This window comes from Hymenobacter swuensis DY53, assembly GCF_000576555.1.
Taxonomy (GTDB): Bacteria; Bacteroidota; Bacteroidia; order Cytophagales; family Hymenobacteraceae; genus Hymenobacter; species Hymenobacter swuensis.
This window is the reverse complement of sequence record NZ_CP007145.1, coordinates 617,680-638,931: the sequence shown is the minus strand read 5'-3', so window position 1 is coordinate 638,931 and position 21,252 is coordinate 617,680. Positions and strand designations below refer to the sequence as shown.

16 protein-coding genes are annotated in these 21,252 nt (G+C 60.2%); 10 read left to right on the top strand and 6 right to left on the bottom strand.

Going from position 1 to position 21,252, the window contains the following annotated elements; genetic code table 11:
• The first annotated feature begins 105 nt into the window (after positions 1–105).
• Both clpB and HSW_RS04235 read left to right on the top strand, forming a co-directional pair.
• Complete coding sequence (clpB, locus tag HSW_RS04240; protein ID WP_044000954.1) at positions 106–2,724, top strand: ATP-dependent chaperone ClpB; 2,619 nt, start codon at positions 106–108, stop codon at positions 2,722–2,724.
• Positions 2,725–2,851: 127 nt separating this feature from the next.
• Positions 2,852–4,063: a YncE family protein gene (locus HSW_RS04235; protein ID WP_044000953.1), complete on the top strand. Its 1,212-nt coding sequence runs from the start codon at positions 2,852–2,854 to the stop codon at positions 4,061–4,063.
• 63 nt (positions 4,064–4,126) lie between these two features.
• Here the strand turns inward: HSW_RS04235 and HSW_RS04230 are convergent, their stop codons facing one another.
• Together HSW_RS04230 and HSW_RS04225 are read right to left on the bottom strand one after the other, a co-directional pair.
• Entirely contained in the window at positions 4,127–4,546 is a 420-nt protein-coding gene (locus tag HSW_RS04230) for a hypothetical protein (protein WP_044000952.1), read from the bottom strand.
• Positions 4,547–4,715: 169 nt separating this feature from the next.
• Positions 4,716–5,651: a hypothetical protein gene (locus HSW_RS04225; RefSeq protein WP_044000951.1), complete on the bottom strand. Its 936-nt coding sequence runs from the start codon at positions 5,649–5,651 to the stop codon at positions 4,716–4,718.
• Between the two features lie 350 nt (positions 5,652–6,001).
• Between HSW_RS04225 and HSW_RS22495 the strand changes: the two genes are divergently transcribed.
• From HSW_RS22495 to HSW_RS22490, 8 genes are all read left to right on the top strand, one after another.
• Positions 6,002–10,576, top strand: a complete 4,575-nt coding sequence (locus HSW_RS22495) for a T9SS type A sorting domain-containing protein (protein WP_197031939.1) — start codon at positions 6,002–6,004, stop codon at positions 10,574–10,576.
• A gap of 173 nt (positions 10,577–10,749) precedes the next feature.
• Positions 10,750–11,361, top strand: a complete 612-nt coding sequence (locus HSW_RS04215) for a HupE/UreJ family protein (RefSeq protein WP_044000950.1) — start codon at positions 10,750–10,752, stop codon at positions 11,359–11,361.
• Positions 11,362–11,502: 141 nt separating this feature from the next.
• Positions 11,503–13,857 (top strand): M1 family metallopeptidase, encoded by a 2,355-nt coding sequence (locus HSW_RS04210; RefSeq protein ID WP_044000949.1) that lies wholly within the window; start codon positions 11,503–11,505, stop codon positions 13,855–13,857.
• 66 nt (positions 13,858–13,923) lie between these two features.
• Entirely contained in the window at positions 13,924–14,433 is a 510-nt protein-coding gene (locus HSW_RS04205) for a HEAT repeat domain-containing protein (RefSeq protein ID WP_044000948.1), read from the top strand.
• 35 nt (positions 14,434–14,468) lie between these two features.
• On the top strand, positions 14,469–14,843 hold the full coding sequence (locus HSW_RS04200) for a PH domain-containing protein (RefSeq protein WP_044000947.1): 375 nt from the start codon (positions 14,469–14,471) through the stop codon (positions 14,841–14,843).
• Between the two features lie 87 nt (positions 14,844–14,930).
• Positions 14,931–15,581 (top strand): beta/alpha barrel domain-containing protein, encoded by a 651-nt coding sequence (locus HSW_RS04195; RefSeq protein ID WP_044000946.1) that lies wholly within the window; start codon positions 14,931–14,933, stop codon positions 15,579–15,581.
• Positions 15,582–15,686: 105 nt separating this feature from the next.
• The gene (locus tag HSW_RS04190; protein ID WP_044000945.1) at positions 15,687–16,061 is read left to right on the top strand and encodes a hypothetical protein; all 375 of its coding nucleotides are present in this window, start codon (positions 15,687–15,689) and stop codon (positions 16,059–16,061) included.
• Between the two features lie 92 nt (positions 16,062–16,153).
• Positions 16,154–17,011, top strand: a complete 858-nt coding sequence (locus tag HSW_RS22490) for an urease accessory protein UreD (RefSeq protein ID WP_052346099.1) — start codon at positions 16,154–16,156, stop codon at positions 17,009–17,011.
• Between the two features lie 240 nt (positions 17,012–17,251).
• Here the strand turns inward: HSW_RS22490 and ureG are convergent, their stop codons facing one another.
• The 4 genes from ureG to HSW_RS24080 all read right to left on the bottom strand — a co-directional run bounded on the left by ureG (position 17,252) and on the right by HSW_RS24080 (position 21,219).
• Positions 17,252–18,004 (bottom strand): urease accessory protein UreG, encoded by a 753-nt coding sequence (gene ureG, locus HSW_RS04180; RefSeq protein WP_044000944.1) that lies wholly within the window; start codon positions 18,002–18,004, stop codon positions 17,252–17,254.
• A gap of 206 nt (positions 18,005–18,210) precedes the next feature.
• The gene (locus tag HSW_RS04175) at positions 18,211–18,894 is read right to left on the bottom strand and encodes an urease accessory protein UreF (RefSeq protein ID WP_044000943.1); all 684 of its coding nucleotides are present in this window, start codon (positions 18,892–18,894) and stop codon (positions 18,211–18,213) included.
• A gap of 193 nt (positions 18,895–19,087) precedes the next feature.
• Complete coding sequence (gene ureC / locus HSW_RS04170) at positions 19,088–20,803, bottom strand: urease subunit alpha (RefSeq protein WP_044000942.1); 1,716 nt, start codon at positions 20,801–20,803, stop codon at positions 19,088–19,090.
• 8 nt (positions 20,804–20,811) lie between these two features.
• Positions 20,812–21,219, bottom strand: a complete 408-nt coding sequence (locus HSW_RS24080; RefSeq protein WP_155832814.1) for a hypothetical protein — start codon at positions 21,217–21,219, stop codon at positions 20,812–20,814.
• Positions 21,220–21,252 lie beyond the last annotated feature (33 nt).

The following is a 21,252-nucleotide window of genomic DNA, read 5'->3' as shown; positions in this document are numbered from 1 at the left end:
TCAGATTTCAGCCAAAAAGTCAGCAAAACCCCTCTCGCACCCCGTTTGCTGTGCCTTTCGTAGAACCTTCCATTGCGAAGTCTCACCCTACGACGAAAGCAAACCATGAACTTTAATAACTATACCATCAAGGCGCAGGAGGCCGTGCAGAAGGCCACCGAAATTGCCGGCGCCAACCAGCAGCAGGCCATTGAAACCGGCCACCTGCTGAAAGGCCTGTTCCAGAGCGACGAGAACGTGCTGTCGTTTGTGGCCAAGAAACTGGGGGCCAACCTCAACATCCTCACGCCCCGTCTCGACGCCCTGGTGGCCGCTTACCCCAAGGTGAGCGGGGGCTCGCCCTACCTTGCCAACGAAACCGCCGCCGCTTTGCAGCGTGCCACCGGCTACCTCAAGGAGTTCCAGGACGAGTACGTGTCGGTGGAGCACCTGCTGCTGGGGCTGCTCAGCGGCAAGGATGCCGTGGCGACCCTGATGAAGGACGCCGGCTTCAACGAGAAAGACCTGAAAGCGGCCATTCTGGAGCTGCGCGGGGGCCGCAAGGTCACGTCGCAGTCGGCCGAGGACCAGTACCAGAGCCTCAACCGCTACGCCCGCAACCTCAACGAGCAGGTGCGCACCGGCAAGATGGACCCGGTGATTGGCCGCGACGAGGAAATCCGGCGGGTGCTCCAGATTCTGAGCCGGCGCACCAAGAACAACCCCGTGCTGCTGGGCGAGCCGGGCGTGGGCAAAACCGCCATTGTGGAGGGCCTGGCCCAGCGCATCGTGGCCGGCGACGTGCCCGAAAACCTGCGCGACAAGGTGATTATGAGCCTCGATATGGGCTTGCTCATTGCCGGGGCCAAGTACAAAGGCGAGTTTGAGGAGCGCCTCAAGGCCGTCATCAAGGAAGTAACCGACTCGGATGGGCAGATTATCCTGTTCATTGACGAGATGCACACGCTCATCGGGGCCGGCGCGGGCGGCGACGGCGCCATGGACGCGGCCAACCTGCTCAAGCCGGCCCTGGCCCGCGGCGAGCTGCACGCCATCGGGGCCACCACGCTCAAGGAGTACCAGAAGTACATTGAGAAGGACAAGGCCCTGGAGCGCCGTTTCCAGGCCGTGATGGTGGACGAGCCGACTGTGGAGGACGCCATCAGCATCATGCGCGGCATTAAGGAGAAGTACGAGCTGCACCACGGTGTGCGGATTACCGATGACGCCGTTATTGCCGCCGTGGAGCTCAGTTCGCGCTACATCACCGACCGGTTTCTGCCCGACAAGGCCATTGACCTGATGGACGAGGCCGCCGCCAAGCTCCGCATCGAGCTGAACTCCATGCCCGTGGAGCTGGACGAGGTACAGCGCCGCATCATGCAGCTGGAAATTGAGCGCGAGGCCATCCGCCGCGAGGAAAACCACGACCGGGAAGCCGTGCTCAACAAGGACATTGCCGACCTCTCGGCCCGTCGCGACGACCTGAAGGCGCAGTGGGAAAACGAGAAATCGGCACTCACCAGCATCCAGACCGAGAAGGAGAACATTGAGCGCTACAAGCTGGAAGCCGACCAGGCCGAGCGCCAGGGCGACTACGGCCGCGTGGCCGAGCTGCGCTACGGCAAGATTCAGGAAGCCGAAGCCAAGCTGAAGGAATTGCAGGCCCAGGCTGAAGCCGACAAAGGCAAGGAAGGCGGCTCGATGCTGCAGGAAGTGGTGACCCAGGAGGACATTGCCGACGTGGTGGCCAAGTGGACCGGCATTCCGGTGAGCAAGATGCTGCAGTCGGACCGCGAGAAGCTGCTGAACCTGGAGGCCGAGCTGGGCAAGCGTGTGGCCGGCCAATCGGAGGCCATTGCGGCCATCAGCGACGCCGTGCGCCGCTCCCGGGCCGGATTGCAGGACCCCAAGCGGCCCATTGGTTCGTTTATTTTCCTGGGCACGACTGGCGTGGGCAAAACCGAACTGGCGAAGGCCCTGGCCGAGTACCTCTTCAACGATGAAAACGCCATGGTGCGCATCGACATGAGCGAGTTTCAGGAGCGCCACGCCGTGTCGCGCCTGATTGGGGCACCTCCCGGCTACGTGGGCTACGACGAAGGCGGCCAGCTGACCGAGGCCGTGCGCCGCAAGCCCTACTCGGTGGTGCTGCTCGATGAAATCGAAAAGGCCCACCCCGACGTGTTCAACATCCTGCTGCAGGTGCTCGATGACGGCCGCCTCACCGACAACAAGGGCCGGGTGGCGAACTTCAAGAACACCATCATCATCATGACCTCGAACACGGGGGCCGACATCATTCAGCACAATTTCAAGGAGCTGAACGAGTACAACCACGATGAAGTGGTGGACCGCACCCGCGAGGAAGTGGTGGAGCGCCTCAAGCAGCACATGCGCCCCGAGTTCCTGAACCGCATCGACGAAATCGTGATGTTCCAGCCCCTCAAGCGCAAGGAAATCCGCAAAATCGTGGACATCCAGTTCCGCCAGATTCAGCAGCGCCTGGAAGAAGCCGGCATCCGCTTGGCCGCCACCTCCGAGGTGCTGGACTTCCTGGGCGAGCAGGGTTTCGACCCCACCTTCGGGGCCCGGCCGCTCAAGCGCGTCATCCAGCGCCTGGTGCTCAACGAACTGTCGAAAGATATCCTCTCGGGCCGCGTAAGCAAGGACGCGGTGGTGGAAGCCGTGCTGGAAGACGGCGGCATCCGCTTCAACAACGTGGAGATGCCCGCCGTGGGATAACCAGATTGGAGTATACAGAAAAGCCCCGCCGACGTTGTGTCGGCGGGGCTTTTTTAATATGTTTTTAACATATGCAACATTGTTTCATATATACATTTGCGACTCATTCACTCTTTCACCCACTATTATGCAGAACCTAACCCGTACCCTTCTCAAACCAGCTGCCGCTATGCTGTTTGCGGGCATTCTCGCTTCCTGCGACAAGAATGAATCGGAGAAAGCCGCGCCGGAAAAGCTGGAAAGCCAGCACGTCCGGCTGCTGGTTACCGACCAAACAAGCCCGGCTGTCACCTTGCTTACGCCCAATAAAAAGAGTCAGGAAACCTTTCAGGGAAGCTTTGCAGGGGCTGCGCTGTACCCAACGGGTTCCGGTCGGTTTGCAGCGTTGGTATACGGAGCGAACAACCTGGTGGAGTTTTTTGACAGTGGTATCGAGGCGCATGGTGACCATGCTCACATCAAAGGCTCACCCAAATGGGCACTGACTAAAGCGGCAGCAGCCAAGCCGGCGCATTTCAGCGTACAAGGCAGCAGCATTGCCATCTTTGGCGACAGTGACGGGAAGTTGCACAACATTAATGAAACAGAGTTGCATACATCTACTTCTACCAGAGCAATTTCGGTGGGCAGCCCGCATCACGGAGCAGTAATAACGTTTTTGAATGGCACCTATGCCGTGTCGGACAAGGCTGCAACGGGAGCTGCTCCCTGGCGTGTGAAGATTGTAAACGCTCAGGGTATTGAAGTAGGCAGCCCTTCCGGTATCACGACCACCAATATTCACGGCAACGCCACCGACGGCGTTACGGCCTTATTTGGCACACCGCAGGGCATTCTGAAGGTACAGAATAGCGGCCAGCAGGAGTTGATGCCCTATCCGGCCAGCTTTGGGGCGAACTGGCTTTCCTCACTCAGCTATGGAGCACACGCCAAAACGTTTTTGGGCATGAGTGCTACGGCGGGTCTGCACCTGGTTAATCCTGTAGCCAAGACTTTTACCAGTGTGGGCGGCATTACGCAATACGCACGCGCCCTGTATGATGCAGCCGGGCAGGATATCTTGGTGTTACAGGCCGATGGCCGGCTGCTGGTATTTGATGGTGCTACTGGTGCAAAGAAAGCGGAGAAATCAGTGTTAAATCTTATTCCGGATGTGACAGCAGCAGCACCTTTTCTAACGGCATCATCTTCTTACATATACCTCACCAACGCATCACAAGGCAAGGTGCATATGCTGGATAAGACTACGCTGGCGGAAAAGCACACCTTCAGCGTGGGGGGAACACCCTCCCGTATTACACTCATTGGAGCGGACCTGAATGGCGAAGGAAGTGAATAATTAAGTTAGGATTCAGCAGCAAAAGAGCCCCACTGCCATTATGCCAGCGGGGCTCTTTTACTATTACTTTTTGGGTAGAAATGGTGACATGAGCATCACGTATGGCGGCAGGGTTTCGCCGCGCTCCAAAGCCGCCAACACTGCCCGCTCGCGGCGGCGGCTGAAGCGCACTAGGCTGGTAGTTCCGAGGGCCAGTGCCGTGCCGCCCATGGCTATGCTGCCCAGGTTTTTCCAGTTCGTGTCGCCGCCGATGGCGTAGCCGGTGCTGCTGCCCAGCACCAAGCCGCCGCTAACTGTGGAGATGAGCCCATACAGGCGGCCCCACTTGAACAGCTTGTGCACCGCCTGCCGCGTGCTATCCGATAAAGGTCGAACCGGGGCGGCTACGGCGGCATCAGGGGCCACCGGGACGAGGGTGATGGTCTGGGCCAAACTGGCGTTGGTGGCCCCTAGTAGTAATACAATGGGAATAATCGTTTTCATGGAATTTATGAGGCTAAAGAAGTACGCAAAAACAACTCACTTTCTAAGTAGAATATTGTGTTACATGTATTTTAGAACACAGTTTTTTTACACCGATGCCGCTGCGCACCTTCATGTTGTCATCAACTGGAAGCCCCACCGACACTATATTGGTGGGGCTTTCAGCTGCTTATTTGTTCCGGTTTTTGCGGGCTTCGCGGTGCAGCATACGTTTACGCAGTTCCTGGCCTTGGTCGAAATGCTTGGGCTTGAGCTGAGCCCGCCATTTGACCGGAATTGGTGCCCCGGCCCGAGAGGCCGTCACCAGTTCGGTATACTTAGCGTTGGAGTACGGCGCATTGTGGATGAACATGTACGTAACGCCGCCAATAGCCAGCCCCAGTCCGGCAATTACCGCCCCGGCCGACGGCTCGTTTTCCTCATACTGGCCTGTGTAGACATTGTACTGCTGGTCGGCCTCACTGCTACCCGAAAGTAATCGGGCGGCGGGCAGCACTGCCAACGCTGGCAACTGTCCCATTAGGCGCATATTCTGAAACAGCGCTGCCACCGCATCCAGCGAATCAGTGAGCGTGTAGCCGGAAGTAGCTACCCCCGCAACTGGAATGCTGATGTTGGTTGATGCCGCGACGCTGGTTGGCACTATAGCCACTCCCGTTGCTACCAGCGGGTTGTACTCGGAAGCAGAGCCGGGCAGGGGCTTGAAATTGCCCTTGATGCGGCGGCTGATATTGGCCGGCAGATGACCCGTGGCAGCTAGCTCGCGCATCACCTTGCGCTCCTTGCTCCACCAGAACCCAATGGTTTTGTTTAGTCCGATACCCACAAACGCAGTTCCCGCCACTACACCCGGCGTCCAGACCCCGGCGCTGGTAGACTGCTGAGCGGGCAGAATAGAGGCCGCCAAGCTGGCTACTCCCAGCCCAAGCCAAGATGCGGCCCCGCCACGCCGGCTTTTGAATAGCTCATGCACGGCCCGGGCCGTATCGGCGCGGGTGAGAGCAGTTTCCGACAGCGTGCGGGGCAACGGCATGGTGGTTTGGGCTTGGCTACCCGTGGTGCGGAAACATAGAGTTACCAACAGTAGCAGTAGTGTTATTTTCATAAAGGAATGGCAAAACCAACAATTCGGTAAAAATATCACACAGGCTTGCATATCATCTTATATTATTTTCTGAACAAACAGAATATTTACTTTATCTTACAGCTTTGTATTTAAGAGGTATTTTTTGCTTTTCATCTAGTAGTCATTCATTCATAGCGACGCTTTCTTATAGCTATTTACACTGGCTTCGATGCCCTTTTCCTGCCTTACTGCACCTGCTTAGCGAGTTCGTTTGGCGGGCTGTACTTATTCATTTTCCACCCTTACCCATTTTTTGCATGATTCTAACAATACAAAATGCAACAGCCAGACGAGTTCCGGTTGTTAATCACCGCAGGTGGCTGCCGTTGTTGGCTACCACCTGCGGTTTGCTGGTGAGTCCGCTCACGCAGGCTCAGCATCGGTTAGGCCCAGAGGCTACGCGCATGACATCGGCCGCCATTCCCATGATAAGCGGTAGCAGCAGCGTGGTCAGTAAGGTTCCTGCCCCTGTCACTGTTCGGAAAACCCAGCGTGTGCAGGCCAGCATCAGCTCTACCGCCACGGGCGGTAACTGGAGCAGCCCGGCCACCTGGGCAGGTGGCGTGGTACCAACCGCTGCCGATGACGTAACAATTGTGGGCGGAGCTACCGTAACATTGGACGTGGCGGCCAGCTGCGCCTCGCTGAACGTAGCCGGCACCGGCTCGTTGCTGACCTCCACGACCACGGCTTATCAGTTGCAAGTGGCCGGCAGCGTCACCAACAACGGCACTCTGGATTTGAGCAGCACGGCCACCCTGGGCTCCGACCTGCGCTTTACCGGCGCGGGCAACGCCAGTTTCAGCGGTACCGGCACCACTGACCTGCAGACGATGACCCTGGCGAAGTCGGTGCGGGCCGATGTAGTGGAAATGAACCTGAGCACCCTTACAGTAAAGGGTGCAGCGGCTACGCCAGACGGCTTCCTGCTCACGCGCACCATCGGCACCACGCCGGTTGATGACATGACCGGCACCCTGAAAATTTCGGGCTCGAATACAGTTAGCAACCGGGTGTTTGGCAACTCAGCTTCCTACGTCATTCCGGCTACCGGCGGCTTCTGGCTGAACAACCCCAACTTCACCGTGCTGGGCCAAACGGGCTCCGGCACCGTGAACGGCCTGCTGCGCATCAGCACGGGCACGTACAATGTGGGCACGGGCTCCGGCAACTCGCTGGTGTTCGGCTCGGGCGCGGTGTACACCATGGAAGGCGGCACACTCACGGCTGCTGGCCGGTTTGGCTCCTTTACCAGTGCTACCGCCGCCGCTGCCATGACGTTTACGCTCAGCGCGGGAACCATCAACGTGGCCAATGTGGCCAATGCCAGCGGCACGCCTTCGTTTGGGGTGAACGGGACCAGCACCATTTCGGGCGGCAGCATCAACCTGGTGCAGCGCAGTACGGCTACTACTCCGCTCGATTACTACGTGGCGGGCACCTACAACGCCACGGGCGGCACCCTGAACCCGGGCACGGCCGCTACGGCCACCAACTTCGATTTCCGCATTCGGGGTAACGTACCGAACGTGAGCATCAGCAGCGGCAAAAGCGTGTTTCTGGTGGGCCAGACCAACGGCTACAGCACAGTGCTGGTTAACCTGGGCGGGACGCTGAACCTGAACGGCAACCTGCTGCTGCTATTGGGCCCCGCCGTCACCAACAACGGTACACTCACGGGCACTACGACCAACAGCAACTTGTATTTCGCGGGGGCCGTGTCCCAGACTCTGAACGGTTCCGGCACCTTCCAGACGGTCCGGGCGCTTTCCATTGACAACATTGGTGGCGGCGTGACGCTGGCAGTTCCGCTAGTAGTGTCGCGGGTGAACCTGTTCTCGGGTAGCCTGCTGAACTCCGGCAACCTCACAGTTGGTGACGGCACGTCAGTGCTGAACGTTATTCAGGCCGGCGCCACTGGCTCTGCCAGTCCGGCGGCCACCTTCGATGCGGCTCCGGCCTTCAATATTGGCACCGGTGCCTTGCAGCTGCTGTACGCGCCCGAATCGGTGGGCCACATTACGGGCTTTGAGGTACCAGCCTCCCGCGTTATCGACTACCTCTCCATTGCTAACCCAAACGGCGTAACCCTAGCCGGCGGCAACCTCACCGTGCGCGGCGACGCCACGCAGTCGTTGTTTCTGACCAACGGGGTGCTGGGCACTTCGGCAGCTAACACCCTCATTCTGGCCGAAACCGTGGGCGCTCCGCCTACCGGCTCGGCTACCAGCTACGTACGCGGCCCCCTGGCCATCACCGTCAATAGTGCCACGGCCGTGAGCCGCACCTTCGCCGTTGGTGATGGGCCGGGCTGGCGGCCGGTAGTGGTGGGCGGCATTACCACTTCGGGTGCCCAGACGTTCACGGCTACCATCATCAGCGGGGCTACCGGCGGTACGCTGTCGGGCGGGCTTTCGGCTCTGAACCCCACGCGCTACGTACGACTACAGAACACGGCAGCTCTGCCGGCTTCGGCCACGGTGCAGCTCAGCTACGGAGCCGATGACATTATCGGCGGCTCTGCTACCTCCGTAGTCGCGCAGGCGGCCACGGCCGGCGGCACGTACGCCAGCATTGGTGGCTCCGCCGCTTCGGCTCCCACCACCGGGCTGGTATCGACGCTGCCCATCACGCCCGGCAATGATTTCTTTGTGCTGGCTACTACCGAAGGCGGGGTGCTTACTTCGTCGGTTGCGAGCGTATGCAGCGGCACCAACTCGGGTACGCTCACGCTTACTGGTTTCACGGGCACCATCACGGGTTATGAAGCCAACACTGGCAGCGGCTTTGTGGCCGTGCCCGGCACCAATACCGGCGCGACGCTGGCCTTCAGCAACCTGACGGCTACTACCACTTTCCGGGCCGTTATTCAGACGGCAGACAACCGCGTTATCTACTCTTCGCCGGTGACGGTGACGGTAACGGCGGCCCCTACGGCTACCCTGGCGGCGGCTACCGCTACCACGTTCTGCGGCTCGGGCACTCTCACGCTCAACGCAACGCCCGTGGCGGGTGCTACCTACCAGTTCCTGCTCGATGGCCAGCCCATCAGCGGAGCTACTGCAGCCACCTACACCGCTACGGTTACGGCCAGCGGCGTATACTCAGTAGTGGTAACGACGGGTAGCTGCTCGGCTACGTCGGCCACGGTACAGGTAATAGTAAACCCCGCTACCACGGCTACTTTCACATACGCCAACAGCACCTTCTGCCAGAGCGGCACCAACCCCACGCCTACCATTACGGGCACGGCGGGCGGCACCTTCAGCAGCACGACGGGCCTAAGCCTGGATGCTGCTACGGGCGCCATCAACCTGACAGCCAGCACACCCGGCACCTACACCGTGACGTACAGCGTGGGGAGCACCTGCCCTTCGTCGGCTACGGCTACGGTTACTATCAGCAACGCCCTGACGGCCGGTTTCAGCTACTCGGCGGCCAGCTACTGCACCAGTGCCAGCGGCACGGTGGCCGCTACCTTAGCCAGCGGCGCGGCCAGCGGCACGTTCAGCTCTACCACGGGCCTGACGCTTGATGCGGCCACCGGTGCCATCACGCCCGGCACTTCTACTCCCGGTACCTACACTGTATCCAACACGGTAGCGGCTTCGGGTGGCTGCGCGGCAGCTACGGCTACCACCACGGTAACCATCACGGCTCCGGCCACGGCCGGCTTCAGCTACGCGGCGGCTAGCTACTGTACCTCGGCTACCGGCACCGTAGCGCCGGTACTGACGAGCGGGGCAACGGCCGGCACGTTCAGCTCTACTACGGGGCTGACCATTGATGCCACTACCGGCGTCATCACTCCCGGCACCTCCACGCCCGGCACCTACACGGTAACGAATACGGTGGCCGCCAGTGGCCCCTGCTCAGCCGTAACGGCTACCGCCACGGTAACCATCACGGCTCCGGCCACGGCCGGTTTCAGCTACGCCAGTGCCAGCTACTGCACCAGTGCCAGTGGCACGGTGGCCGCTACCCTGGCCAGCGGCGCAACAGCCGGTACGTTCAGCTCCACTACGGGCTTGTCCGTTAACGCGACTACGGGTGCTATTACCCCCGGCACTTCTACTCCCGGCACCTACACCGTTACCAATACAGTGGCAGCCTCGGGTGGCTGCGCGGTTGCCACGGCCACCACTACGGTAACCATCACGGCTCCGGCCACGGCCGGCTTCAGCTATGCAAATGCCGCCTACTGCGTAGGCGCGGCTCCTGCCACGGTAACTCTAGCTACCGGCGCAATGGCCGGTACGTTCAGCAGCACAACGGGTCTGGCACTCAATGCCACTACGGGGGCCATCAATACCGCTACCAGCACGCCTGGCATCTACACCGTAACCAACACGGTGGCGGCTTCGGGTGGCTGCTCGGCTGTAACGGCTACCACCACGGTAACCATTAACGCCACGCCGGCTCAGCCGACGGTTTCAGTGCGCTACAACGGTCCGGTTACCACGCTCACCAGCAGCGCGGCCACCGGTAACCAGTGGTACCTCAATGGCACCCTTATCCCCGGAGCCACGGGTCAGGATTACGTGGTAAATTCGGCGGCTCAGTACGGCACTTACACGGTAGTGGTAACCAATGCAGCCGGTTGCGCCTCGGTGCCTTCGGCTACGCAGGTGGTAACGTCCAGTGTGAAGCCGCTGGCCGGCACTTCGCTCACGCTGTACCCCAACCCCACCACCGACGGCATGCTGACGGTGAAGCTGGCGGGCTACAACAAGGCCGTAGAGCTGACGGTGTATAACGCCATCGGGCAGCAGGTGCACACCCTCACGGTGCCCGCCGGCCGCCTCGACCAACCGCTTGACCTGACGCAACTGCCCAGCGGCGTGTACATGCTGCGCGCCCGCACCGAAGGCGGCCTCGATGTTCGTCGCATTGTAAAGGAATAGTACTTATTCCCCGCGCTTTTGCAACTCCCTGCCGGCTCTGTCGGCAGGGAGTTTTTTTTGTGCACTCCGCCTGACGCCTCGTGACATCCTTCTCACGTCAGATGGTAAGGCCGCCTACAAAACCAGCTCGGGTTCGTGATATTTGGGCTTCCTTTCAGTCCCGGATTTTCTGCATGTCTGTTTTCAGCACCTACCTCCAGCTCGGCTTTCACCACATCTTCAACCTGCGGGCCTACGACCACCTGGTGTTTTTGCTGGCCCTGTGCGCGCCCTACGTGCTGCGGGACTGGCGGCGAGTGGTAGCCCTGGTGACCAGCTTCACGGTGGGCCATTCCATCACGCTGGCCCTGGCTACGCTGGATGTGGTGCAGTACTCACCCCAGTTGATTGAGGTGCTGATTCCGGTGACCATTGTGCTGACCTGCCTGCTGAACCTGCTGCGCGCCGGCCAGCCGGAAGCCCGCCTAGCCGAAAGCCGCACACCAGAACCGATTCTGCTCACCCTGCCCAATCTGCTGGCGGCCGTGTTCGGGCTGATTCACGGCCTGGGCTTTTCCAGCTACCTGCGTGAGCTGCTGGGCCACCAGAGCCGGCCGGTGCTGGAGCTGCTGAGCTTTAACGTAGGCGTGGAGCTGGGCCAGTTGCTCATTGTGGGCCTGATTCTGCTGCTGGGCTTCGGGCTGTTGCGGGGCCTCCGGGTGGCGCGCCGCGACTGGCTGCTGGTAACCACCGGCGCGGCCCTGGGCATTGCCCTGGTGCTGCTGCTGGGCCTGGTGCAGGGTTGAAACGGTTGTCGTATCTTCCGGAACCGATGCCTGCAACCTGCTTCTGCCCCCGGCGTCTTTCGCCGCACGCGGCGCTGCCGAGTTTCTCCAAATTGCTGCTACTGCCTGTCAAAACGTCTTTTTCTCCCCTTTTTCACCTCTATGCTGAAACCTACTCTGCTGGCCGCCGGGCTGGCGGCGCTGCTGGCCCTGCCGACGGCGGCGCAGAACACCAACTCCGGTACCGATAAATTCGCGCAGCTCGAAACGATGCTGCCTACGCCCAACTCCTACCGCACCGCCTCCGGTGCGCCCGGCACCGATTACTGGCAGCAGCGCGCCGACTACAACATTCGGGTGAAGCTGGATGATACCCGGCAGGCCATCAGCGGCGACGAGGATATCACCTACACCAACCTCTCGCCCGACGTGCTGACCTACCTGTGGGTGCAGCTCGATCAGAACGTGATGGACAAGAACTCCATCACCACGGCTACCGAGGTAGGCCAGATTCAGCCCCGCATGCCGTTTCAGGCGCTGGATTATCTGCAGAAAAGCGAATTTGATGGCGGCTTCAAGATTGCGGAGGTGAAAATGAAGGGCGGCAAGGCTCTGCCCTATGTGATTAACCACACCATGATGCGCGTGGACCTGCCCACGCCGCTGCGGCCCAAGCAGGCCGTGACGTTCAGCATCAAGTGGAGCTACAACATCAACGACCAGACCAAGATCAACCAACGCTCGGGCTACGAGTTTTTCCCGGAGGATAAGAACTACCTCTACGAAATTGCCCAGTTCTACCCCCGTATGGCGGTGTACTCCGACAACCAGGGCTGGCAGCACAAGCAGTTCCTGGGCAATGGCGAGTTTGCCCTGCCCTTCGGCGACTACCGCGTAAGCATCACGGCTCCCGCCGACCACGTGGTGGGTGCCACCGGCACGCTGCAGAATGCCTCGGAAGTCCTGTCTTCGGCCCAGCGGCAGCGCCTGGACCAAGCCAAGAATTCCAATAAGCCGGTACTCATTGTGTCGCCGCTGGAGGCGGAGCGGGCCGAGTTGACGCGCTCCAAGGACACCAAAACCTGGACGTTTGCCGCCAAAAACGTGCGCGACTTCGCCTGGGCTTCGTCCCGAAAATTCATCTGGGATGCTATGGGCGTGAAGCAGAACGGCGTGCCGGTGATGTGCATGAGCTTCTACCCCAAGGAAGGCAACCCGCTGTGGGGCAAGTACTCGACAGAGGTTATTGCCCACACCATCAAAACCTACTCCAAATTCACCATCCCGTACGCCTACCCGGTGGCCATTTCGGTGCACGGGCCGGTGGGCGGCATGGAGTACCCGATGCTGAGCTTCAACGGTGGCCGCCCCGAAAAGGACGGCACCTACTCGGCCGACCGGAAGTACGGCATGATATCGGTGATTATCCACGAGGTGGGGCACAACTTCTTCCCCATGATTGTGAACTCCGATGAGCGCCAGTGGACGTGGATGGACGAGGGCCTGAACACCTTCGTGCAGTACCTCACGGAGCAGGAATGGGAGCGAAACTACCCTTCGCGCCGCGGCGAGCCGGCCAACATCGTGGCCTACATGCAGTCGGATAAGAGCCTGCAGACCCCCATTATGACCAACTCGGAATCGGTACTGCAGTTTGGCAACAACGCCTACGGCAAGCCCGCCACCGGCCTGAACATTCTGCGCGAGACCATCATGGGCCGCGAACTGTTCGACTACGCTTTTAAGGAATACGCCACCCGCTGGGCCTACAAGCACCCCACCCCCGCCGACTTCTTCCGCACCATGGAAGACGCCTCGGGCGTAGACCTTGACTGGTTCTGGCGCGGTTGGTTCTACAGCGTGGATAAAACCGACATTGCCATCGACGGCGTGAAGTGGTACACGGTGGACTCGAAAAACCCTGAAATCGAGAATGCCCGCAAGCGGGAGATGATCAACAAAGCTCCCCAGAGCATTTCGCAGCAGCGCAACCTGCAGGACATCAAGAAAACCCTGGTGGACGACAAGCCCGAGCTCAAGGACTTCTACAACCAGTACGACCCGCTGGCTACCACCGAGGCCGACAAGCAGCGCTACCAGCAGATGGTGAAGGGCCTGAGCCCCGAGCAGCAGCAGCGCCTCAACAGCGGCCTGCACTTCTACGAGGTGAGCCTCAAGAACAAGGGCGGCCTGACCATGCCGGTCATCGTGCAGATGACCTACGAGGACGGCAAGCAGGAAATGATGAACATTCCGGCCGAAATCTGGCGCAAAAACAACGCAGAGGTAACCAAGGTGTTCATCACCGAAAAGCCGGTGGTGAGCTTCGTGCTGGACCCCTTGCAGCAAACCGCCGATACCGACCTGAGCAACAACAGCTGGCCCCAGAAAGCCGCGCCGTCGCGCTTCGAGCTGTTTGAGTACCAGCAGCGCGCCCAGCCCAACCCCATGCAGCAGTCGGCTTTGCAGCAGCAGGAGAAGAAACCGACCGGCGCCAGCACCGGCGGCACCAACTAAGCACTGCCGTTTTTGTGGTAGCTTTCAGCAGCCGGCCCCGGTGGGGTCGGCTGCTTTTTTATAGCAATGCCCAACGCATCCTCCAGTCTGGAATCACTCAGGAACCAAGCCCTCGGCCCCGATCCGGAGGCGGCTTATGAAGCATTTGAGGCCTTAACGGCCATTGGCACTGAGGAAGTAGTGCAATTCTACCTGTATCTGCTGGAAACTGCGGAGCGTGGGTGGCGCAACCGGGCCGCTATGGGCTTGGCGTACCTGGGGGATGAACGGGCCGTTACGCCGCTTCTGCGCGCCATTCAGCGGCCGGAAACGCGCGGCTCCAACGGCACGATGGTGTACGCTCTCACCCAGTTTGATTGTCGGCATTTATTGAAGGAACTCTTCCAGATAGTCTTTCAGCAAGGCTATGAAGCACAGCTGATGGCGCTGATGGCCATTGAGGCGCAGGATTTCGAGTATTCCCTCGAAGATGTGGCCATCATTCAGCAGCAATGGGGCGTAACGCAGTTGGCGCCCAGCACCTCCCTGCTGGAATTAGGTTTGGAAAACATCGGGGAACTGGTGGAAGAGTTGTAGTTTCCACCACCTTTCCACCAATTGAACTACTTACGATGGGACTTCTCGACGGCCTACTGGGCAATGCTTCCGAAACCGACGCGCAGGATATGCAGCTGGAGCTGCAACAGCTTCTTTCCCCCGGCGAGCAGGTGCGCAACGCCTACGCCGTACTGCGCGACCTGATGGTATTCACTACCAAACGCCTCATTCTGGTGGACAAGCAGGGCGTAACGGGCAAAAAGCGCGAGTACCTGAGCTTGCCCTACCGTAGCATCGAGCGGTTCTCAATGGAAACCACCGGCCACTTCGACCTCGACGCCGAGCTGAAAATCTGGGTGCGCGGCCAGACCGAGCCCATCAGCAAAACCTTCCGCGGCGACAAAAACGTGTACGACGTCTACCGCGCCCTGGGCGAGTTTGCTATTTAGTTGTCAGTTGGTAGTTGACAGTTGTCAGGGCTTTTTTCCGGGGAAATCCGTACTGACAATCGCCAACTACCAACTGACAACTAGCCAATGCCCCGCTTTACTGCCGCCCACGCCCTTACGCAAGCTCGCCAGCACCCGCTGATTCCGGTGTTCTACCACGCTCAGGAAGAGTATGCCCGCCGGGTGCTGGCGGCCTGCCACACGGCCGGCGTGCGGCTGTTTGAGTTTACCAACCGTGGCCCCCAGGCCCCGGAAATCTTCGAGCGGCTGCAACGTTTTGTGGAGGCGGATTTTCCGGATCTGCTGCTGGGGGCGGGTACCATCTTCACGGCTGAGGAGGCCGGCCGCTTCATTGAGGCCGGGGCCGACTTTATCATCCAGCCCGTGTGTAGCCCCGACGTGGCCGCCGTGTGCCGCAGCTACAACCTGGCCTGGCTGCCCGGCGCTCAGACGCTGAACGAAGTGTACGAGGCTCACCGCCTGGGCGCCACCCTTGTAAAGCTGTTTCCTTCAGCCTACCTCACGCCGGAATACCTACGCATCCTGCGCGGCCCACTGCCGCAAGTGCCACTGATGGTTACGGGTGGCATTCAGGCCACCGTCGAAAGCCTCACGGAATGGCAAGCTGCCGGAGCCACCTGCGTCGGCCTCGACGCCCGCCTGCTCGACACCGACGAACCCGCCCGCCTCACGGCCCAGGTGCGGGAGTTGCTGGCAGTGCTGCGGCCGGCGGAGTAGCAGCACGCGTTGTTTCGCCGGGCAGACAAGAGTGCTGTTAGCTGATGCAACGTTATGGCAGCCTGTAGTCTCCTTCGGGCATACGCTTATTATAGTAACTCCCGCATGAAGAAGATCCTACCCCTACTCGTCAGCACCTTGCTACTCGGTCTTAGCAGCTGCAATGATGCCGATGTCATTACCATCTATAGTACGTGCACAAAGGGCCGCATACTAGGCCCTAGCTGCAATGGCACGCTGATTCAGCTGACTGAGGACGACCAGACGGTGGGCAAGACAATTACCTATAATGGCACCATCTACCACAATGTCTTTGGTACTTACTCTGCGCTGCCGGCTACCTCAGCGGCTGGCACTGAGGTGACTTTCCAACTTCGCTCGGTCACAACAGAGGAAGCCACGTCACAGCCCTGCTTGGCTATCTATCAGGGGTTCGATGTTCCACAACTGGCAGTGGAAAACGTAGGCTGCCGGCCATAAGGCCAATGAGTGGCGTATCACTAGCGCTAAGGGGGCTGCGAATAGCATAACGAACAAGTAGAAATGCATATTTGCACTGCTACCTGTTCGTTATGCCCGAAGAACCCGAGTGGAGTGAAGTAGAAATAACGGCTGTGCGCGGCCAGTCGGTGCTGACGCGCAGCCGCAGCGTGCAGCCGCTGAAGCTGCTGAACCCGCGCACCCACGGGGCGGGCTGCCACGTGGTTTTGTCTAGCTACGGGGGCGGATTTCTGGCGGGCGACATGGTACGGCTGCGACTACACGTGCAGGCCGACGCCCGGCTGCTGCTGAGCACCCAGGCCAACACCCGCGTATACCGCTCCGACAGTGGAGCCAGCGCCGAGCAGCACCTGGAGACTCACTTGGCCGCCGGCAGCCTCACGGCAGTGCTGCCTGACCCGCTGGTGCTTCAGGCCCAGGCCCGCTTCCGCCAGCAGCAGCACTGGCACCTGCAGCCCGGGGCCGTGCTGCTGCTGGCCGACTGGCTGCACTCGGGCCGCATGGACAGTGGAGAGCAGTTCGAATTTCATAGTTACGCGTCGGAAGCCCGGCTGACGTACGGGGGCCGGCTGCTGGCCCTCGACCGGTTCGGCTTCCAACCCCAGGAGCACATTGCCACCTCACCCGCCCACTTCGGCCCTTACCAGACCACGCTGTCGGTGTACCTGGCCGGCTCGCCCGAGGATGCCCGGTTTCGGCAGCTTTCCGCCGTGCTGGCCGCCCAGCAGCCCCACTCTCGCCACGAGCTGACGCCCGACCTCTCCCAGCAGCCCGCCGTGGTAGCCTTCACCGAAGCTCGTCCCGGCCTGCACCTGCTCCGCGCCGTCGGCCACGGCCGCGCCGCCCTGCAACCCATCTACAACGCGCTGCACGAGGCACTGGCCGCGCCGGAGCTGTTGGGGTTTCACGCGGGAAAGCGGAAGTATTAGTTTAACTGAACGTCATTCCGAGCTTGCCGAGGAATCTCGCGCGCTGACGTTGCACTGGTAACCGTCATGTTGAGCGAAGTCGAAGCATCTCTACCGCTTCACTAGAGCTAGTGATTGCGCATCACCCCAATCCCTCTCCAGAAGAGAGGGGCTTAAATTACCAACCCAACATCAGCACGCGAAATTCCTCGACTTCGCCTCCGGCTACGCTCGGAATGACGGTCTACCATACTACTGACTCTACCGACGCTCCGCCCCAACGGCCTCGAACGCCCGCGCTTTTGCCGCGTGAATGTGCTGCACAATTTCCTTTAGCCCGACACCGTGCAGGGCGCGGGCGAACAGGAACGGTCCTTCCCCACGCATGCGGCGGGCGTCCCGGTCCATCACGCTCAGGTCGGCGCGCACCAGCTCGGCGAGGTCGGTTTTGTTGATGACCAGCAGGTCCGACTGGGTGATGCCGGGGCCGCCCTTGCGGGGCACTTTGTCGCCGCCCGATACGTCGATGACGTAGATGGAATAGTCTACCAGCTCCCGGCTGAAATGGGCCGCCAAATTGTCGCCGCCGCTTTCCACGAACAGGTAATCCAGGCGGTTATCGAAGCGCTTCATCAGGCCTTCCAGCGCGTCCATGTTCAGGGAAATATCCTCCCGAATGGCCGCGTGGGGGCAGCCGCCGGTTTCCACGCCCACAATCCGGTCCTCGCTCAGGGCGCTGTGGCGGATGAGGAACTCAGCGTCCTCGCTGGTGAAGATATCGTTGGTGACCACGCCCAGCTCGAACTCGTGGCGCAGCCGTTCACACAACGCCTTCAGCAGCGCCGTTTTGCCCGTGCCCACCGGCCCGCCAATCCCCACCGTGAAGGCTCGCTGCCGGAAATTGCGGTGCGACGGCAGCCGCCTCGTTTCGCGCCGGGCGAAGTCGCCGGGCGACTCGTAGTACTCGTGCGTATGACCGTGGAGCAGCAGGGCGAGTTTATCAATTAAGGGCATGAAGGTGAATGGCTGGAGTGTTGGACTGATGAATGGGTGAATGGATGCGCTACCCAGGCCGTCATGCAGAGGCGCAGCCGGAGCCGAGGAATCTCGCGTGCTGATGTTGCAATAGTAACCCTTACATCAGCACGCGAGATTGCTCGGCAAGCTCGGAATGACGTTCTTTTTCGTCGTTCTGGTTTCTCATCGTTCTTTCCCCTACATCAATTCTGAAACAGGCGGGAGTACACCTGTTCATGCAGCATCTGGGCGGCGTCGAGCAGGACGGCGGAGCGGGTAGCATGGCGGTGGTCGAGGGCATCGGCACCGAGCAGCAGGTCGTCGAAGATGGCGTAGAACTCGTGCTGGAGGCGGTGACCTTCCATGGGGCCCAGGCAGCCCAGCCGGATGGCCGCGCTGACTTGGTCTCGCAGGGCCAAGTGCAGGTAGAGCGTGTGAATTTCGGGCAGGGTGTATTCGAGGCGGCGCAGGCTCAGGGCCAATAGGGGCACGAAGTGCAGCGGCAACTCCTCGGCGGCCAGCCACTCGCCCAGGGCGGGCAGGCCAGCGGCCGGGTAAAACGAGTGCAGCAGCCGCAGCCAGGTTTTGCCCTGCGTGAGGCTACCGCGGTGCAGGGCCGGCACCAGCAACTGGGCGTCGTACTCCTGCACAATGGTGCGGAGGGCCTCAGCCCCGGCGGGCAAAGCGGCCCGGTAGCAGGCGTTCAGAAACGGCACCTCCAGCCCCACGGCCTGCTGCAAAAACGAGTACAGGTAATTCCGCAGCCCGCTTTCCGATTGCACCAACCCAAACGTACGGCTACTCTCCAGCCCATACGAATACGCAAACCCACCCGTCGGCAGGGCCGAATCGGCGAGGTGAAGCAGACGGGCGAGGCGAGTAGACAATTTCAGGAGTTAGAAGTGAGAAGTAAGGAGCTAGGAGTTAGCAACTAGCTCCCCTCCTTGGAAAGGAGGGATTGGGGGTGGTTGACGACGGTCGAACGATACTAGAGCTAGAAGCTAGCGAGCCGTTCAACGAATCAACCACCCCCTAGCCCCTCCTCTCCAAGGAGGGGAACTAGCTTTCTAGCATCTAGCTCTAAAACAGATTGTACAGCTGCGTCAGGGGTAATGAGTCCACCGGTTCGCAGGTGAGGTGGATGCCGTCGACGGTGACACGGTAGGTTTCGGGGTCTACTTCGATGTTGGGCAGGTAGTCGTTCAAGGCCATGTCCTTTTTCTGCACCGTGCGGCAGCCCTGCACACCTACCACCTGCTTTTTCAGGCCGTAGGAGGCGCGCACGTGCTCCACCGAAGCCCCCGAGACGAAGGCCAGCGACGTGGGGCCCACCGCGCCGCCGAAGGCCCCGAACATGGGCCGCGAAAACGAGGGCTGGGGCGTGGGAATGGAGGCGTTGGCGTCGCCCATCTGGCTGCGCACGATAACGCCGCCTTTGATGACCATTTCGGGCCGGGAGCCGAAGAAAGCGGGTTTCCAGAGCACCAGATCGGCCAGCTTGCCCATTTCGACGGAGCCGATGTGCTGCGCGAAGCCGTGGGCGCGGGCGGGGTTGATGGTGTACTTGGCCACGTAGCGCCGGGCCCGGAAGTTGTCACAGCCGCGGGCGGCGTCTTCGGGCAGCAGGCCGCGCTGCTGGCGCATCTTGTGGGCCGTCTGCCAGGTGCGCGTCACCACCTCGCCCACCCGGCCCATGGCCTGCGAGTCGGAGCTGATGATGCTGAGCGCGCCCAAATCGTGCAGCACGTCTTCGGCGGCAATGGTTTCGCCCCGGATGCGGCTTTCCGCAAAGGCCACGTCCTCGGGAATATTGCGGTCGAGGTGGTGGCAGACCATGAGCATATCGAGGTGCTCGTCGATGGTGTTCTTGGTGAAGGGCCGGGTGGGGTTCGTGGACGAGGGAATGACGTTCGGCTCGCCGCAGATTTTGATGATATCGGGGGCATGGCCGCCGCCCGCGCCCTCGGTGTGGTAGCTGTGGATGGTGCGGCCCTTGAACGCGCCCACCGAGTTTTCCACAAAGCCGCTTTCGTTGAGCGTATCAGTGTGGATGCACACCTGCACGTCGTACTCCTCGGCTACCTGCAGGCAAGTATCGATGGTGGCGGGGGTGGTGCCCCAGTCCTCGTGCAGCTTGAAGCCCAGGGCCCCGGCTTCCAGCTGCTCGCGCAGACCCTCGGGGCGGGAGGTGTTGCCCTTGCCCAGAAAGCCGAAGTTGAGCGGAAACGCATCGGTGGCCTTCAGCATCATCTCGATGTAGAACGCGCCCGGCGTGCAGGTAGTAGCGCTGGTGCCCGCCGACGGCCCCGTGCCGCCGCCCAGCATGGTGGTGAGCCCGGCGGCCAGGGCCTCGTCAATCTGCTGGGGGCAGATGAAGTGGATGTGGCAATCAATGCCGCCGGCCGTGAGGATGAGCCCCTCCCCCGCCACCACTTCGGTGGTCACGCCCACCGTCATGCCCGGCGTCACGCCCGGCATAATATGCGGGTTGCCGGCCTTCCCAATACCCGCAATGCGCCCATTCTTCACCCCGATGTCGGCCTTGTAGATACCGGTGTAGTCGAGCACGAGGGCGTTGGTGATGAGCAGGTCCAGGGCCTCCGCCTGGGAAATGCCGGCGGCCTGGCCCATGCCGTCGCGCAGCACCTTGCCGCCCCCAAACTTGCATTCCTCGCCGTACACGCAGTAGTCGTGCTCCACCTCAACTACGAGGTCGGTATCACCCAGCCGCACCCGGTCGCCGGTGGTAGGGCCGTACATATCGGCGTAGGCTTGCCGGGAAATGGGAAGGGACATGGATGGTTTTATTTGATTACGACTTGCCAATTATTTTTAATCAAATCAGCCTCATTTACAGTAATTATTCTGTATTTTTTATGAGTTATTAAACTATCAATTGATTTGCATTTGTCTACATCTTCAAAGTCAAAAATCACAAGATTTAGCTTGCTATTTTTACTACTCTTCAGATAGTTCGGCCAGCCTTCTTTCCCCTCTTTCATCATTGTAGTGCTACTATATGGTGCAAATGCTTGACGCATATAAAATTCCCTTTGGTTCACACTAGGGTATTCAGGCACCGTATCTGTGTATGTTTCAGTTGCTATTTTTCGACCTGTCTTATTTATTATAGTCAATCGACTATCCCAGTATTCGCAAGAAACCAATATGTTTGACAAAGCACAGATGAGTAAATAATTAACTATTTTCATAAATTATGTTCGTTGTGAAGTTGATTCTAAAAC

Coding starts and splice junctions, on each gene's coding strand:
- clpB (WP_044000954.1), top strand. CDS start 106: ATGAACTTTAATAACTATACCATCAAGGCGCAGGAGGCCGTGCAGAAG.
- HSW_RS04235 (WP_044000953.1), top strand. CDS start 2,852: ATGCAGAACCTAACCCGTACCCTTCTCAAACCAGCTGCCGCTATGCTG.
- HSW_RS04230 (WP_044000952.1), bottom strand. CDS start 4,546: ATGAAAACGATTATTCCCATTGTATTACTACTAGGGGCCACCAACGCC.
- HSW_RS04225 (WP_044000951.1), bottom strand. CDS start 5,651: ATGAAAATAACACTACTGCTACTGTTGGTAACTCTATGTTTCCGCACC.
- HSW_RS04215 (WP_044000950.1), top strand. CDS start 10,750: ATGTCTGTTTTCAGCACCTACCTCCAGCTCGGCTTTCACCACATCTTC.
- HSW_RS04210 (WP_044000949.1), top strand. CDS start 11,503: ATGCTGAAACCTACTCTGCTGGCCGCCGGGCTGGCGGCGCTGCTGGCC.
- HSW_RS04205 (WP_044000948.1), top strand. CDS start 13,924: ATGCCCAACGCATCCTCCAGTCTGGAATCACTCAGGAACCAAGCCCTC.
- HSW_RS04200 (WP_044000947.1), top strand. CDS start 14,469: ATGGGACTTCTCGACGGCCTACTGGGCAATGCTTCCGAAACCGACGCG.
- HSW_RS04195 (WP_044000946.1), top strand. CDS start 14,931: ATGCCCCGCTTTACTGCCGCCCACGCCCTTACGCAAGCTCGCCAGCAC.
- HSW_RS04190 (WP_044000945.1), top strand. CDS start 15,687: ATGAAGAAGATCCTACCCCTACTCGTCAGCACCTTGCTACTCGGTCTT.
- HSW_RS22490 (WP_052346099.1), top strand. CDS start 16,154: ATGCCCGAAGAACCCGAGTGGAGTGAAGTAGAAATAACGGCTGTGCGC.
- ureG (WP_044000944.1), bottom strand. CDS start 18,004: ATGCCCTTAATTGATAAACTCGCCCTGCTGCTCCACGGTCATACGCAC.
- ureC (WP_044000942.1), bottom strand. CDS start 20,803: ATGTCCCTTCCCATTTCCCGGCAAGCCTACGCCGATATGTACGGCCCT.
- HSW_RS24080 (WP_155832814.1), bottom strand. CDS start 21,219: ATGAAAATAGTTAATTATTTACTCATCTGTGCTTTGTCAAACATATTG.